This is a genomic window from Amycolatopsis sp. 3B14, assembly GCF_050958625.1.
In the GTDB taxonomy this organism is placed as follows: domain Bacteria; phylum Actinomycetota; class Actinomycetes; order Mycobacteriales; family Pseudonocardiaceae; genus Amycolatopsis_E; species Amycolatopsis_E thermoflava.
Map to the genome: position 1 here is coordinate 77,883 of NZ_JBHZEN010000002.1, position 13,834 is coordinate 91,716.

Below are 13,834 nucleotides of genomic sequence, written 5' to 3' on the forward strand. Positions count from 1 at the left end.
CTACGGCTCGAACCTGGTGATCAACATGTGGATATCCGGTGGGTGAACACCCACCGCCTGTGGACAACTCGTCCTCAGTCTACCCCAACTTGTGGACCAACTACAGCCATGTAACTACTAGATATAGCGGTGGACCTTAGAACGCGCGCAGGCGGGGCGCAAGCGACACGAGCGAGTGATGAGGTATGGCGACAGCCTTCACGAGCCTGTGATCACGGAGCCGGATTCGACCGGCACGGTGAGCAACAGACCCGGCACGACCGACTCGGCCGGCAGGTGGTTCAGCTCTTCGATGCGCTCGACCACGGCGCCCGTGTCGCTCCCCGGCGTGTACTGCCGCGCCAGATCCCACAGCGTCTCCCCCGGCGCGACCGCGACGGTGACCGTCCGCTCCGGGACGTCCGGCGCGAACGAGCCGGCGAAAACACCCAACCCGGTGACGGCGAGCGCGATGGCGACCCCGACCGCGGCGAGCCACGGCCACCGCGGCGCGATCCGCCGGGGGCAGGCGGCGACCGGACCGGGACGGCGCCCCGCGACCACGCGCGCCCGAGTCGGCGGGCGGCGCACCTCCGGACGGCGCACCTCCGGACGACGCGGCCGCACCGGCACGCGCCCGCCCGCGCCCTCCTCCGGCGCGCGCCGGACCAGCCACTCCTCAAGTGTCAGCACCGACATGGCGGAACCTCCTCGCAGATCCGCGACCCGCGACGAGCGCGCCGCCGGTCGAACAACCGTTCTATCGAACCTCCGTGCGAATGTGTACCACCCGGGTACGACAAAATCGAGCGCGCCCCGGCGTGTCGTCGAACAGTTGTTTGATGTTTGCTGTCGGGTGCACTACTGTGGGTGACCAGCAGAGGCGGACAGCGCCGGTCGCGCGGGTGCGCGGTCCCGGCCGCTCCAGAGCTGGGAGGCAGCACGGTGTCGGAAGAGACGGGCGAGACGATCCGCAGGCCAGGCGGCCGGTTCGGGGACGTGCATCCCCTCCCCGACCCCGAGGACGTCGAAGAGGGTCTCAGCCCCCGCCAGCAGCAGATCCTCGAAGTCATCAAGGCGTGGATCGACCGCTTCGGCTACCCGCCCAGCGTCCGCGAGATCGGCGAGGCGGTCGGGCTCACCTCGACCTCGTCGGTGTCGCACCAGCTGCGTTCGCTGCAGCGCAAGGGTTACCTGCGCCGCGACGCGAACCGTCCCCGCGCCGTCGGCGTGCTGACCGCACAGGCCGAGGCCGAGACCACGCCGCTGCCGAAGCCCGCGTACGTGCCGCTGGTCGGCCGCATCGCAGCCGGTGGCCCGGTGCTGGCCGAGCAGTCCATCGAAGAGGTCTTCCCGCTGCCGAAGGACATCGTCGGCGAGGGCGAGGTCTTCCTGCTCAGCGTCACCGGTGACTCGATGGTCGACGCCGCCATCACCGACGGCGACTGGGTGGTCGTGCGCCAGCAGCCGACGGCGAACAACGGCGAGATCGTGGCCGCGATGATCGACGGCGAGGCCACGGTGAAGACGTTCAAGCAGAAGGACGGACACGTGTGGCTGATGCCGCACAACGAGGCCTACGACCCGATCCCCGGCGACGAAGCCACCATTCTGGGGAAGGTCGTGGCGGTCATCCGCCGTCTCTAGCCGGTCGATCGGCCGTTCGAAACGATCAGCCGGACCGCTTCCGCAACTTCGTCCAGGCGAACACCACGCCGCCCGCGACGACGACGGCCAGCAACAGGCCGGGCACCGTGTCCACGCCGCCCTGGCCGGACGCCCCGCCGGCGGCCTCGCCGCCGGAGCCCGCGGACTGGCCGCCCTCCTCCTCGGCGCTGTCCGCCACCAGGGCCGCCGCCCCGCGCACCGCGCGGATCGGGCCGACCCCCTCGGACGCCGACAACAGGGTGCCGTCCGGGTCGAAGGCGATCGCCTCCCCCTGCTGCTCGTCGGGCAGCGGCACGCGCACCGGCTCGCGCTGCAGCGCGGCGGCCACGTCCCGGTCGGGGGCCGGGAACAGGTAGGCGTCGGTGTAGGTCCGCAGCGCGACGACCTTGCCGTCCGCGCTCACGGCGCCACCGGTGACCAGCACGGAGCCGAACCCCGCGACCGGTCCGCCCGGGGTGTCCGTGGACTTGATGTTGATCGACCCGACCCGCTCCAGCGGCGTCGGGCCAGGGCTGGCCAGCGCCTTCGCCGGCCGGTAGATCCCCGCCTCCCCCAGCGGGTTCTTCGTGACCAGGTACGGCGTTCCCGACGCGTCGAGCAGCAGCGCCTCCGCGTCGTGCGGACCGTCGGGGTAGGTCAGGCGGTGCAGCGTCACCTTGCCCTGCGGCGTGACGGCCAGCAGGGCGATGGTCTCGCGTTGTTTGCGGTTGTCGCCGGTGTCGGCGAGCCAGAACGTGCCGTCCGCGGCACGGGCGAGGTCCTCGACGTCGTACGGGTCGGTCGAGCCGGAGATGATCCGCTGCACGGCGCAGTCGCGGCCCAGCACGAAGATCTGCACCTTGGTGCCGCCGTCGTTGATCGCGTACCACCGCGAGCCGTCGCTCACCAGGCCGGACAGCTCGCCGAGCCGCTTGTCCGTCACCGAGCACACCGGTTCCGGGGCCTGCGCCGCGTGCGCCGGCCCCGCCAGCCCCAGCAAGACAAGGACCGACAGGACCGGCGCCAGCGCAGCTCTACCGAGGCTCACCAGAGCCACGGTACCGATTTCAGGCCGGTGATCCGTTCACGGCGTAGGCCTCCAGCGCGGATGCCACGTCCGGGCGAACCCGGGCGCTCAGGCGGGTGCCCTCCGCAAGGTGCTCCTCGGTGAGGACCTCACCCTCGGAGTGCACGCGCGCCACCAGCTCACCGCGGGTGTACGGCACGAGCGCATCCACGACCACGTCGGGCCGCGGCAGCCGCTCGGCCAGCGCCTCGACCAGTTCCGGGACACCCTCGCCGGTCTTGGCCGACACCACGATCGCGCCCGGCAGCAGGTGCCGGAGGCGGACCAGCGACAGCTCGTCGGCCGCGTCCGCCTTGTTGATCACGATCAGCTCCGGCGGCAGCGGGCTTTCGTGGCTCTTGGTGATCTCGGCGAGCACCTGGCGCACGGCGTTGACCTGCTCCTCCGGGGCCGGGTCGGACCCGTCCACGACGTGCAGCAACAGGTCCGCGTCGGCCGTCTCGTCCAGCGTCGAGCGGAACGCGTCGACCAGCTGGTGCGGCAGGTGCCGCACGAACCCGACCGTGTCGGTCAGGGTGAACGTGCGCCCGTCCGGGGTGGCCGCCCGCCGGGTGGTCGGGTCCAGGGTGGCGAACAACGCGTTCTCCACCAGCACACCGGCCCCGGTGATGGCGTTGAGCAGGCTCGACTTGCCCGCGTTGGTGTAGCCGACGATCGCGACGCTGGGCACCTCGTTGGCCACGCGGCGGCCCCGTTTGGTCGCCCGGATGGTGTCCATCGCGGCGATCTCGCGGCGCAGTTTCGCCACGCGCTTGTTGATGCGCCGCCGGTCGGTCTCCAGCTTGGTCTCACCGGGACCACGCAGGCCCACACCGCCGTTCGCGCCACCGGCGCGGCCACCGGCCTGCCGGGACAGCGACTCACCCCAGCCCCGCAGCCGCGGGATGAGGTACTGCAGCTGGGCCAGCTCGACCTGCGCCTTGCCTTCGCGCGAGCGCGCGTGCTGGGCGAAGATGTCGAGGATCAGCGCGGTCCGGTCGATCACCTTGACCTTGAGCCGCTCCTCCAGCTGGCGCAGCTGGCCGGGCGAGAGCTCACCGTCGCAGATGACCGTGTCGGCCCCGGTGGCGACGACGATGTCGAACAGCTCGCGCACCTTGCCCGAGCCGATGTAGGTGGCCGGGTCGGGCTTGGAGCGGCGCTGCACGAGACCTTCGAGCACTTCGGAACCGGCGGTCTCGGCCAGGCGTGCGAGTTCGGCTAGCGAAGCCTCGGACTGCTCCGCGGTGCCCTCGGTCCACACACCGACCAGGACCACGCGCTCGAGGCGGAGTTTCCGGTACTCGACCTCGGTGATGTCCGACAGTTCGGTCGACAGGCCCGCGACGCGGCGCAGGGATGCGCGCTCGGACAGTTCCAGGTCGCCGGTCGACGGGTCTTCCACGAGGTCTGTGTAGGTCAGTTCTGTCATCGTCCTTCCATGGTCCCACGATTCGCGGGATTGTCCGAATCCTTTAGCGGCTCGGGTACACCGCCACGTAGATCGCGAACTGCTCGGCGCCCTCCGGGGTCGAGCGGTCGCGGAACTCGTCCAGCAGGCTCAGCAGCCGCTGTTCGAACTCGCGCCTGGCCTCGGCGTCGACCCGGACCACCAGCCGGGACTGGTCCAGCTCGCCGCGGTCGAGCTCGGCGATCTCGGACAGGTAGGCCTCCAGCATGGCCTCGGACAACGCCCTGTCGTCCTCCCCGGACAGCTCCCAGGACTTGCCGGTCGACAGGTACGGGATCTCCTTCGCGCCGCGATTGCCCCTGCGGGCGGGCTGCGGGGCCAGAAAACCGGTGTCGACCAGCTTGCGCACGTGGTGCAACGTGGTCGCCGGGTCCCGCCCCAGGCGCTGCGCGATTTCCTTGTTCGTCAACGCCTCCGCATAGGTCAACCGGATGATGCGCAGGCGTATTCCCGAGGCCAGGGCGGCTGCCTCGGCCTCACTCGGGGGGCGGCGGTCTCGCACCGCCCCAGCGTAGTCGGGCGAAGTGATTGACGGATTCCAATCACTGCGTCACTCTGTTGGTGTGCCACGACGAGACTCGCTCTGGTTCCACTCGGGGTTCCGGCTGCTGTGGGCGGGCGACACGGTCAGCCAGGCGGGCACGTTCGTGGGCATTACCGTCTTGCCGCTGCTGGCCGCGACCGTGCTGTCCGCGACGCCCGGCGAGATGGGCCTGCTCACCGCGGCGGAGAACGCCGCGTTCCTGCTGATCGGGCTGCCGGCCGGGGTGTGGGTGGACCGGATGAAACGGCGTCCGCTGATGCTGCGCGCCGACTTCGCCCGCGCCGCGCTGCTGCTGACGATCCCGCTGGCGTGGTGGGCAGGCCGGCTGACGCTGGCCCAGCTGGTCGTGGTGGCGTTGCTGGTCAGCGTCGGGACGGTGTTCTTCGACGTCGCCTACCAGTCCTACCTGCCGTCCCTGGTCGGGCGTGAGCACCTGGTGGAGGGCAACGCGAAGCTACAGGCCAGCCAGTCGGTCGCGCAGGTGGTCGGGCCGGGGCTCGGCGGGGGGCTGACCCAGTTGTTCGGCGCGGCCAACGCGGTGCTCGCGACCGGGGCGGGCTACGTCGCGTCCGGACTGTTCCTGCTGCGCATCCGGACGCCCGAACCGGAGCCGGAACCACACGACGGCACCCCGCTGCGCGCGCAGATCGCCGAGGGCCTGCGGTTCGTGTTCGGCAATCCGGCGTTGCGCGCGATCGTGCTGTGCACCGCGAGCGGCAACTTCGCCGGCACGATCGTGATCTCGATGCAGGTCCTGTTCCTCACCAGGGACCTCAGGTTGAGCCCGTCCGGCGTCGGCCTGGTGCTCGCCGTCGCCAGCGGCGGCGGCATCCTGGGCGCGCTCACCGCCGGGTTCTGGACCAGGGTGATCGGGCAGGCCAGGGCCATCTGGCTGGTGCCGATGACCACCTGGCCGCTCCAGTTGCTGCTGCCGCTGTCCCAGCCGGGCTGGTCGGTGACGCTGGGCGTGCTGGGGATGGTGGCCAGCGGCTACGGCATCGTGGTCTACAACGTCGCGCAGGTCAGCTACCGGCAGGCGATCTGCCCGGACCGGCTGATGGGCCGGATGAACGCGACCGTGCGGTTCGTGGTGTGGGGCACCATGCCGCTCGGCGGACTGGCAGGCGGCGCGCTCGGCGAGCTGATCGGCGTCCGGTCCACCGTGTGGACCGGGTGCGCGCTCATGGCGGTGACGATGCTGCCGGTGCTGCTGTCCCCGTTGCGGCGGATGCGCGACCTGCCGGTCAGCCCGCCCGCTCCCACCACTGCGGATCCAGCTGACCCCGCGCCACGAACTCCGCCGGGCCCGTCAGCGTCGACGCCCCCCGCTCCACAGTGACCTCGACCCGGCCGCCGGGGATGTCCACAGCGGACTTCCCGGTGTCGGTGCCCGCCAGGTGCAGCGCGGCCGCGACCGCGGCCACCGTGCCGGTGCCGCACGCGCGGGTCTCGCCGACTCCCCGTTCATACACCCGCATCTTCAGGCGCTGCTCGCCGAGCGGGTTGACGAACTCCAGGTTGACGCCGTCGGGGAAGAAGTCGCTGTCGTAGCGGGGCGCGCGGGTCAGGTCCAGCTCGTCGATGTCGTCGTCCACAATGGACACCAGGTGCGGGTTGCCCACGTTCACCGCGACACCGGAGAAGTTGTGCCCGTCGACGATGGCGACCGAGGCGCCGGTGATCGCGGCCGGCCCCATCTGCACGGTCACCGTGAGGTCCGGGTGCACCACCACCGGCCGGTCGCCCGCGCGGGTCCCGATCACGAACTCGCGCCCGGACACCAGTCCCGCTTCGACGAGGTACCGCGCGAACACCCGCGTCCCGTTGCCGCACATCTCGGCGATCGACCCGTCGGCGTTGCGGTAGTCCATGAACCACTCCCCCGCCGAATCGGCCGCGGCGGGCAGGTCCAGAGCCTCCTTGCGCACCACGCGGAGGACACCGTCGGCACCGAGCCCGCGCTGCCGGTCGCACAGCGCGGCGACCCGGCTCGCCGTCAGGTCCAGCCGGGCGTCGGGGTCGGGGAGCACCACGAAGTCGTTCTGGGTGCCATGCCCCTTGAGGAACTCGATAACCACACGATCAGACTACTGGGCCACCACGGAGAGCACCCGCTCGGCCACGTCAAGATCGGCTCCGTCGAACCACCGGATCCGCGCGTCCCGGCGGAACCAGGATCGTTGCCTGCGAACGAATCGGCGCGTCGCCTGCTTCGTCGCCTCGGCCGCGGCGGCGAAGTCCCCGTCGCCGTCCAGTTCGGCGAGCACCTGCTGGTAGCCCAGCGCGCGGGAGGCCGTCTTGCCCTCCCGGAGCCCGCGCTCCACCAGCGACCGCACCTCGTCGACGAGGCCGGCCGCGAACATGCGGTCCACACGCAGCTCCACGCGCCGGTCGAGGTCCTCGGTGTCCCGGTCGATCCCGATCATCACGGTGCCGTACCGAGCGGGGCCGGGACGCGGCATGTTGGCGGAGAACGGTTGTCCGGTGATCTCGATGACCTCCAGCGCGCGGACGATCCGGCGCGTGTTGGTCGGCAGGATCGCGGTGGCCGCGGCCGGATCGAGCGTGGTGAGCCGGCTGTGCAGGGCCGCGGCGCCGACCTCGGCGGCCTCGGCCTCCAGCCGCGCCCGCACGGCCGGGTCGGTGCCCGGGAAGCGGAGGTCGTCGAGGACGGCCTGCACGTAGAGGCCCGAGCCGCCGGTCAGCACGGGCACCTTGCCCTCGGCCAGCAGGCGCTCGATGACGGCACGGGCGTCGCGCTGGTAGGCGGCGACGGAGGCGGTCTCGGTGACGTCGAGGACGTCGAGCAGGTGGTGCGGCACGCCGCGGCGTTCCGCCGCCGAAACCTTGGCGGTGCCGATGTCCATGCCGCGGTAGAGCTGCAGGGCGTCGGCGTTGACCACCTCGCCGCCGACCGCGCGCGCGATCGTGATGGCGAGTTCGGACTTGCCGGTGGCGGTGGGGCCGACGACGGCGATCGGGTTCACCCGCGCTCCCACACCGCGACGTGGTAGCCGACGCCGAACGGCGCCGCGGAGTAGAGCAGTTCGGCGCGCCAGTCGTCGCCGGCGCCCGCCAGCACCTGCCACGGCGCGCGGCCGCCCGCGCCCAGTTCGGCGGCCAGCCCGGGATCGAGCGCCCGCAGCGCGGCCGTGTCGGCGGTGGCGAGCGCGCGGGCGACCGCCTCGTCGAAGGCGGGGGCGCGCTCGTCCTCACTGCCCGGGGACTTGGGGCCGTGCCGGTTCGAGCCGTCACCGAGCACGAGCAGGCCGGTCCGGTCGCCGTTGGCGAGGAGCTTGCCGAGGCGCTCGCACTCGGCCGGATCGCCGTCCACGAGGTGCACCCGCACCGAATCCGCGCCCGCCTGCTCCCGCAGCCAGCCCGCGACGAGGGCGGGCAGCGGGAGTTCGGCCGGGGACGCGGGCGCCGCGCTCAACGAGACCGGAACGTCGGCTCCGTATCCGCGGAACGACCCGGACGTGTCGGGCTCGATGACCCGTTCGTGGTCACCGGCGCCCACCGCGACCCACTCCCGGGTCACGGCGGCGAGACGCCCCACGGCGGCGCGGCAGGCCGCGCGCAACGCCTCCAGCTCGGCGTTCGCCCCCGGGGACAGCGCCGGCACGAGCAGCGGGGGCTGCGGTACCACCACGGCTTGCACGATCACACCCGTCGAGGTTACCGGCAGCCACGCTCGGGCAACCCACGACCACGGAGAGCAGCGAGATCGACGATCACAGCGATCCCACGTGGCCCGGAAGTAGAATCACCCGCTCCGACCCCCCAACCGAGTACCACGAGCGGCGCTGAACTGCTTGAATGCGGCCAGAGGGAACGAGACCCGCATGACCCGGCCCCGCCCGCCAGCGGGGCGCCCGCCACGAGGCGGGCCGACAGGCGATAAGGAGCCTGCGATGTCCGACGAGAACACCGGCACCCCGGCACCCCACCAGGTGCCCCACGGCCACACGCCCGCCGCCGGCCACGGCGCGCCGGTCCCGCCGGCCGAGCCGCACCCCTCCCGCTGGGGCCGGGTGGACGACGAGGGCAACGTCTACGTCCGGACCGCGGACGGGGAACGCGCCGTCGGCGTGTGGCAGGCCGGCTCGCCGGAGGAGGGGCTGCTGCACTACGCGCGGCGCTTCGACGACCTGCGCACCGAGGTCGAACTGCTCGGCACCCGGCTGTCGTCCGGCGCGGGCGACCCGAAGCACGCGCTCGCCACCGCGACGCAGCTGCGGGAAAGCCTGCCGACGGCGGCCGTGGTCGGCGACCTCGCGGCGCTGTCGGCGCGGATCGACCAGATCGTCGCGCACGCCGAAACCGCGCTGGCGGCGGCGAAGCAGGAGCGCGAGGAGGCCCGCGCGGCCGCGGTCGGGCGTAAGCAGGCGCTGGCCGAGGAGGCCGAGAAGATCGCCGCCGAGTCGGTGCAGTGGAAGGCCGCTGGCGACCGGCTGCGCGCGATCCTCGACGAGTGGAAGACGATCAAGGGCGTCGACCGCAAGACCGACGACGAGCTCTGGAAGCGCTTCTCCAAGGCGCGGGAGGCGTTCAACCGGCGCCGCGGCTCGCACTTCGCCGAGCTGGACAAGCAGCGCGCGGCCGCGAAGGCCCGCAAGGAGGAGCTGATCGCGGAGGCCGAGGCGCTCGCCGACTCGACCGACTGGGGCCCGACGGCCGGGCGCTACAAGGAGCTCATGACGGAGTGGAAGGCGGCGGGCCGGGCGCCCAAGGAGGCCGACGACGCGTTGTGGCAGCGCTTCCGCGCCGCGCAGGACGCGTTCTTCTCCCGCCGCTCCGCGACGTTCTCCGAGCGGGACGCCGAGTTCGCCGCGAACGCCACGCGCAAGGAGGAGCTGCTCGCCGAGGCCGAGAAGATCGACCCGGGCGCCAACCTCGACGCGGCGAAGGCGCAGCTGCGGCGGATCCAGGAGCAGTGGGACGAGATCGGCAAGGTGCCGCGGGAGCGGATCCGCGAGCTGGACGGCAGGCTCAAGGCGGTGCAGGACCGGATCCGCGAGGTCGAGGACAGCCAGTGGCGCCGCAGCGACCCGGAGGCGCAGGCGCGGGCCGCGCAGTTCCGCGAGCGGGTCGAGCAGTTCGAGGCGCAGGCCGCGAAGGCCCGCGCCGCCGGCGACGAGCGGCGCGCCAAGAAGGCCGAGGAGCAGGCGGCGCAGTGGCGCGAGTGGATGCAGGCGGCGGAGCAGGCGGTCGCGGACCGCTGAGGTCTTCGATTCGCTGAGGTCTTCGGTTCGAGTGGCGGCCCCTTCCCGGTGCGGGGAGGGGCCGCCGTCGTTCAGTGGTCCCGGTAGTACTCGCCGATCGCCGTGAACGCGGCCTTCGGCTCCCACGGCAGCTCCTGCCCGTCGCGGTCCTCGAAGACCTTCACCACCCCGTAGCTGGCCAGGTCCAGGTCGTCCCGCGGGTCGCCGCCAGGGCGGTGCACGTGGTCGTACAACGCGAAGGTGAACACGAACGCGCTGTCCACGCCCGCGGAGTCGAACGTCTCCAGCAGTTCGCGCACGTACGCGGCCTGCCCCTCCTCGTCGCGCTCGTACTCGCCGTTCAGCCGGACCGGGCCGCGGTCCTCCTCGTACTCGACGGCGTCCAGCGCGCTCGCCCCCAGATCGCCCGCGCCGCGGTAGGTCGCGGCGCCGAACTCGGTGATCGCGACGGGCTTGCCCTGCTCGACGAGGGCCCGGACCCCGTCGGCGAAGCGGTCGGCGATCGCGGCCGTCCGGTACAGATCCACCGAGACGAAGTCGAACAGCGTCCAGTCGACGCGCTCCAGCTGCACGGACGCGTAGGTCACCTGGCCACCGAACCGCTCCCGCACGACAGCGACCGCCTTGGCGAGGAAGTCACCGACCCGGGAGCCGAGTTCGGGGATGCGCTCGCGGTTGTCCATCAGGAACGCGATCCGCTGCCGGATGCCGTCGCCGGGCAGGAAACCCTTGTTCATCAGGCTCAGCTCGGCCCCGGCCACGAACACGACCTCGGCGCCCCGCCGTCTGATCCGCTCGGCCCGCTCGGCGCAGTCCGCGAACAGCTTCAGCGTCTCCTCCTCGGTCAGCTCCAGCGGGTACGGCGAGAACCAGACCTCCAGCCCCAGCTCGGCCGCGCGGGTGGCGGCCACCTCCAGCCGCTCCGGATCGCCGCCCATGATCCGCACCGCGTTGCAGTGCAGGTCGTCGCGGATGACCCGCAGCTCGCGCTCGACCACGTCCGGATCGAACCGCTTCCGGGAGAACTTCCCGTTCTGCAGGAAACCGGTGTCATAGCTGATGCCCTTGGCTCGCATTTCCATCTCCTCAAATAGGGTACTGTCCGTACCTTAGCAGAGATAAGGTACTGTGCGTACCCATGGAGCCGTCCCGGACCCGCAGGCGGGGAGCCGCGCTGGAGGACGCGATCCTCCAGGCGGCGGCGGACGAACTGACCGAGTCCGGGTTCGCCGCGCTGACCATGGACAAGGTCGCCGCGCGCGCGGGCACCAACAAGAACGCCCTGTACCGCCGCTGGCCGAACCGGCTCGCTCTCGGAGTTGCCGCCTACCAGCGGCTCACGAGATCGGTGCCGGTGCCGGACACCGGCAACCTCCGCGACGACGCCCTCGCCCTGCTGCGTGACGCCAACCGGCACTGGAGCTCCCCGCTCGGCGCGATCCTGCGCGAGCTGATCGCCGCGGCCGGGGGCGCCTCGGAACTCCTGGGGCAACTGCAGGACCCCGCCGAGGAGGCGGCCGCGCCGTGGCTGACCATCCTGGAACGCGCTGCCGAACGCGGGGAGGTGTCACCGGCCGCGCTGAACCAGCGCGTCGCCACGGTGGCGATCGTGTTGCTGCGCAACGAGTTCGTCGTGCGGGGCGTGCCCACCGCGCCGGACGAGGTGCTGGTCGAGATCGTCGACGAGGTCTACCTGCCGCTGGTGCGGTCGAAGTGACCCTCCAGCACCGCCAGGTCGCGCACGGCGTACCGGCGGTGCTCGCACTCCTCGTTCATCACCACGCGCAGACACTTCCCCACCGGCTGCGGCTCCTCCGGGTAGCCGGGCGCGGGCGACGGTGTCCGCCCACAGCGATTCGAGGGTGGCCCACCCGGCGCGGAAGTCCGCGGGGCCGTCCATCGCCCGCAGCTCGACGGCGATGTCCACCCGGTCATGATGGCGCTGTCCGGTGCCGCAGCGCCACGCCCGCGCCGGTCAGGAAGGCCAGCGCCGCCGCGGACCCGAGGATCACCGGTGGTGTCGTGACCTGCGTGAGCAGCGCGAACACGTACGGCGCGCAGAACCCGACGTAGGTTAGCGCCCACCACACGGAGGCCAGCCGGGCCAGGCCCGCGGGCGGGGCGATGCGCGCGATCTCGGTGAGGCCGAAGGTCACGCACAGCCCGTACCCACAGCCAAGTGCCGCGTCGGCCAGCAACGCGACGGCGGGTTGCGCGGACACGGCCGCGGCGAGGCCGAGGAGCATCCCGGTGCCGACCGCGGCGAGCCCGATCAGCGCGGGCAGCAGGATCGCGCGTGCGGCGAGCCGCCTGCCGACCGGCTGGATCAGCAGCCCGGCCCCCAGCACGACGGCTATCGCGGCGCCCGCGAAGACCGTCTCGACGTCGCCGAGGCGCGACTCCACCAGTGACGGCAGCACGGCGAACCCGGTCGCGGGCGCGGCGAAGACCCACGGCGCCACCGGGACGACCATCCGCCGGAAGCGCGGGTCGCGGATGCCGGTCACGCGCTTGCCGGGCTGTGCGCGGGGCGCGGTCTCCGGCACCTTGAGCGCCGCGACGAGCGCGACCGCGGACAACACGAGGTGCGGCAGGTAGGCGACGTCCAGCGGCGCCCACTGCGCGATCAGCGCGGCGACCAGCCCGCCGATCCCGAAGCCGGCGGAGAGGAACAGACTGGCCCGGCGCGCGCCGGTCCCCTCGGCTGTGTCGTCGTGCGGCGGGTGCGACAGCTCCTTCACCCAGGCACTGCCCGCCGCGAGGACCGCCCCCATGGCGAACCCCGAGGCGAAGCGCCCCACCCCCAACCACGGCACACCCACTTCACCGAGCAGCAGCGCCCCGGTCGCGAGAACCGAGAGGACGACCGCGCCGAGCACCACGGGCCGTCGACCGTAGCGGTCCGCGCCCGGGCCGCCGAGCAGCAGGCCTGGCACCAGGCCGAGGACGTAGATCGCGAAGAGCCCGGTCACGGTCGCCGCGGAGAGGCCCATCTCGCGCCGGTAGGCCCCGAGCAATGGCGAGAACTGGTTGGCACCCCACCCCACGGCGGTGATCAACCAGGCGGCCCGCGGCCAGGCCCGCCGGGTCGCGGGCAGCACGGCACACTCCGTCATACCCCGGTTCTAACCCGCGCGGAGTTGTGGAAACCGGATCGTTCACGATTCCCGAACGGCTGTGCGGGGCGTGGCTGGGCGGGCTGGCGGCTACCGCGGGCGGCGCGGGCACGGCGCGCTGCCGCAGGCAGCGGCGGGCGGCAGTGGTGGCTGCTGCGGTCAGCGCGGCAGCTGCCGCAAGCAGCGGCGGCCGCCGCAGGCAGCACGGTTGTGCCGCAGCCGGCACGTGGCCGCAGACAGCGCGTGGCCACGGGCAGCGGCGGCCAACGCAGGCGGCAGCCTGCCGCAACCGGCGCGTCACTGCGCACACCGGGATCGCCACCACAGGCAGCGGCAGCCGCCGCGGGCAGCGCGGTTGTGCCGCAGCCGGCACGTGGCCACGGACAGCGCGTGGCCGCGGGCAGCGCGTGGCCGGCCCGCACGGCAGCGGTAGCCGCTGCGGGTCGCGCGATGGCTACCGCAACCGGCGCGTCGCTGCGCGCAGCGCGATCGCTGCCACAGGCAGCGGCGGCCAACGTTGGCAGCAGCGGTGGCCGCCGCGGGCGACGGTGGCCGTCACAGCCTGCGCGTCGCTGCGGGCAGCGCGGCTGCTGCCGCAGGCAGCGCGCCGCCGCGGGCGGCAGCGGTAGCCGCCGCGCGTGTTGTGCCCACTGGTGGCGCACCATGTGCGCCGTTCGAGAGCCAGTGCGTTCCTCCGGGCGGGTTGCTCCCGGCGGCGCCCGTCGGAGTCTGGGGGCGGCAGGAGCGGGTGGTAGATCACCTTGGCGTACCTCGCGTGGCGGGCTT

13 protein-coding genes are annotated in these 13,834 nt (G+C 72.6%); 4 read left to right on the top strand and 9 right to left on the bottom strand.

The genetic code is table 11. From position 1 onward, the window contains the following. Nucleotides 1-198 precede the first annotated feature (198 nt). Nucleotides 199-678, bottom strand: a complete 480-nt coding sequence (locus ACCP09_RS00870; protein ID WP_433742519.1) for a LysM peptidoglycan-binding domain-containing protein — start codon at nt 676-678, stop codon at nt 199-201. Between the two features lie 246 nt (nt 679-924). Here ACCP09_RS00870 and lexA point away from each other — a divergent pair, with 246 nt between their 5' ends. Then, on the top strand, nt 925-1,626 hold the full coding sequence (lexA, locus tag ACCP09_RS00875) for a transcriptional repressor LexA (RefSeq protein WP_017983913.1): 702 nt from the start codon (nt 925-927) through the stop codon (nt 1,624-1,626). A gap of 25 nt (nt 1,627-1,651) precedes the next feature. On the opposite strand, the gene ACCP09_RS00880 is transcribed toward lexA, so the two are convergent. Genes ACCP09_RS00880 through ACCP09_RS00890 form a run of 3 tightly spaced genes read right to left on the bottom strand, consistent with a single transcriptional unit; the run spans nt 1,652 to nt 4,623 of the window. Beyond that, the gene (locus tag ACCP09_RS00880) at nt 1,652-2,674 is read right to left on the bottom strand and encodes a hypothetical protein (RefSeq protein WP_378333990.1); all 1,023 of its coding nucleotides are present in this window, start codon (nt 2,672-2,674) and stop codon (nt 1,652-1,654) included. Between the two features lie 19 nt (nt 2,675-2,693). Further along, the gene (gene hflX, locus ACCP09_RS00885; RefSeq protein WP_433742522.1) at nt 2,694-4,124 is read right to left on the bottom strand and encodes a GTPase HflX; all 1,431 of its coding nucleotides are present in this window, start codon (nt 4,122-4,124) and stop codon (nt 2,694-2,696) included. A 43-nt stretch (nt 4,125-4,167) separates the two neighbouring features. Continuing rightward, entirely contained in the window at nt 4,168-4,623 is a 456-nt protein-coding gene (locus ACCP09_RS00890; RefSeq protein WP_123687248.1) for an ArsR/SmtB family transcription factor, read from the bottom strand. 103 nt (nt 4,624-4,726) lie between these two features. On the opposite strand from ACCP09_RS00890, the gene ACCP09_RS00895 reads away from it, so the two are divergent. Further along, nucleotides 4,727-6,046, top strand: a complete 1,320-nt coding sequence (locus ACCP09_RS00895) for an MFS transporter (protein WP_433742524.1) — start codon at nt 4,727-4,729, stop codon at nt 6,044-6,046. Here ACCP09_RS00895 and dapF read toward each other — a convergent pair. From dapF to ACCP09_RS00910, 3 genes are read right to left on the bottom strand one after another with little or no spacing between them, the layout of a single operon-like run. Beyond that, nucleotides 5,952-6,785, bottom strand: a complete 834-nt coding sequence (dapF, locus tag ACCP09_RS00900; protein ID WP_123685439.1) for a diaminopimelate epimerase — start codon at nt 6,783-6,785, stop codon at nt 5,952-5,954. The genes ACCP09_RS00895 and dapF overlap by 95 nt on opposite strands. Before the next feature lie 9 nt (nt 6,786-6,794). Further along, nucleotides 6,795-7,694: a tRNA (adenosine(37)-N6)-dimethylallyltransferase MiaA gene (gene miaA, locus ACCP09_RS00905; RefSeq protein ID WP_027934902.1), complete on the bottom strand. Its 900-nt coding sequence runs from the start codon at nt 7,692-7,694 to the stop codon at nt 6,795-6,797. Then, a complete protein-coding gene (locus ACCP09_RS00910) occupies nt 7,691-8,374 on the bottom strand; it encodes a class III extradiol dioxygenase subunit B-like domain-containing protein (RefSeq protein WP_123685438.1) in 684 nt (227 codons plus the stop codon). Before ACCP09_RS00910 ends, miaA begins: the two co-directional genes overlap by 4 nt. Nucleotides 8,375-8,621: 247 nt before the next feature. Here ACCP09_RS00910 and ACCP09_RS00915 point away from each other — a divergent pair, with 247 nt between their 5' ends. After that, nucleotides 8,622-9,932: a DUF349 domain-containing protein gene (locus ACCP09_RS00915; protein ID WP_020419597.1), complete on the top strand. Its 1,311-nt coding sequence runs from the start codon at nt 8,622-8,624 to the stop codon at nt 9,930-9,932. 71 nt (nt 9,933-10,003) lie between these two features. Here ACCP09_RS00915 and ACCP09_RS00920 read toward each other — a convergent pair whose 3' ends face one another. Next, the gene (locus ACCP09_RS00920; RefSeq protein ID WP_433742527.1) at nt 10,004-11,008 is read right to left on the bottom strand and encodes a hypothetical protein; all 1,005 of its coding nucleotides are present in this window, start codon (nt 11,006-11,008) and stop codon (nt 10,004-10,006) included. Between the two features lie 62 nt (nt 11,009-11,070). On the opposite strand from ACCP09_RS00920, the gene ACCP09_RS00925 reads away from it, so the two are divergent. Then, entirely contained in the window at nt 11,071-11,649 is a 579-nt protein-coding gene (locus tag ACCP09_RS00925; RefSeq protein ID WP_433742529.1) for a TetR/AcrR family transcriptional regulator, read from the top strand. A 214-nt stretch (nt 11,650-11,863) separates the two neighbouring features. Here ACCP09_RS00925 and ACCP09_RS00930 read toward each other — a convergent pair whose 3' ends face one another. Continuing rightward, the gene (locus tag ACCP09_RS00930) at nt 11,864-13,048 is read right to left on the bottom strand and encodes an MFS transporter (protein ID WP_433742531.1); all 1,185 of its coding nucleotides are present in this window, start codon (nt 13,046-13,048) and stop codon (nt 11,864-11,866) included. Nucleotides 13,049-13,834: the final 786 nt, after the last annotated feature.

What these genes read in the sequence shown, in the direction of transcription:
- ACCP09_RS00870 (WP_433742519.1), bottom strand. Translation starts at nt 678, where the DNA reads ATGTCGGTGCTGACACTTGAGGAGTGGCTGGTCCGGCGCGCGCCGGAG.
- hflX (WP_433742522.1), bottom strand. Translation starts at nt 4,124, where the DNA reads ATGACAGAACTGACCTACACAGACCTCGTGGAAGACCCGTCGACCGGC.
- ACCP09_RS00915 (WP_020419597.1), top strand. Translation starts at nt 8,622, where the DNA reads ATGTCCGACGAGAACACCGGCACCCCGGCACCCCACCAGGTGCCCCAC.
- ACCP09_RS00920 (WP_433742527.1), bottom strand. Translation starts at nt 11,008, where the DNA reads ATGCGAGCCAAGGGCATCAGCTATGACACCGGTTTCCTGCAGAACGGG.
- ACCP09_RS00925 (WP_433742529.1), top strand. Translation starts at nt 11,071, where the DNA reads ATGGAGCCGTCCCGGACCCGCAGGCGGGGAGCCGCGCTGGAGGACGCG.
- ACCP09_RS00930 (WP_433742531.1), bottom strand. Translation starts at nt 13,048, where the DNA reads ATGACGGAGTGTGCCGTGCTGCCCGCGACCCGGCGGGCCTGGCCGCGG.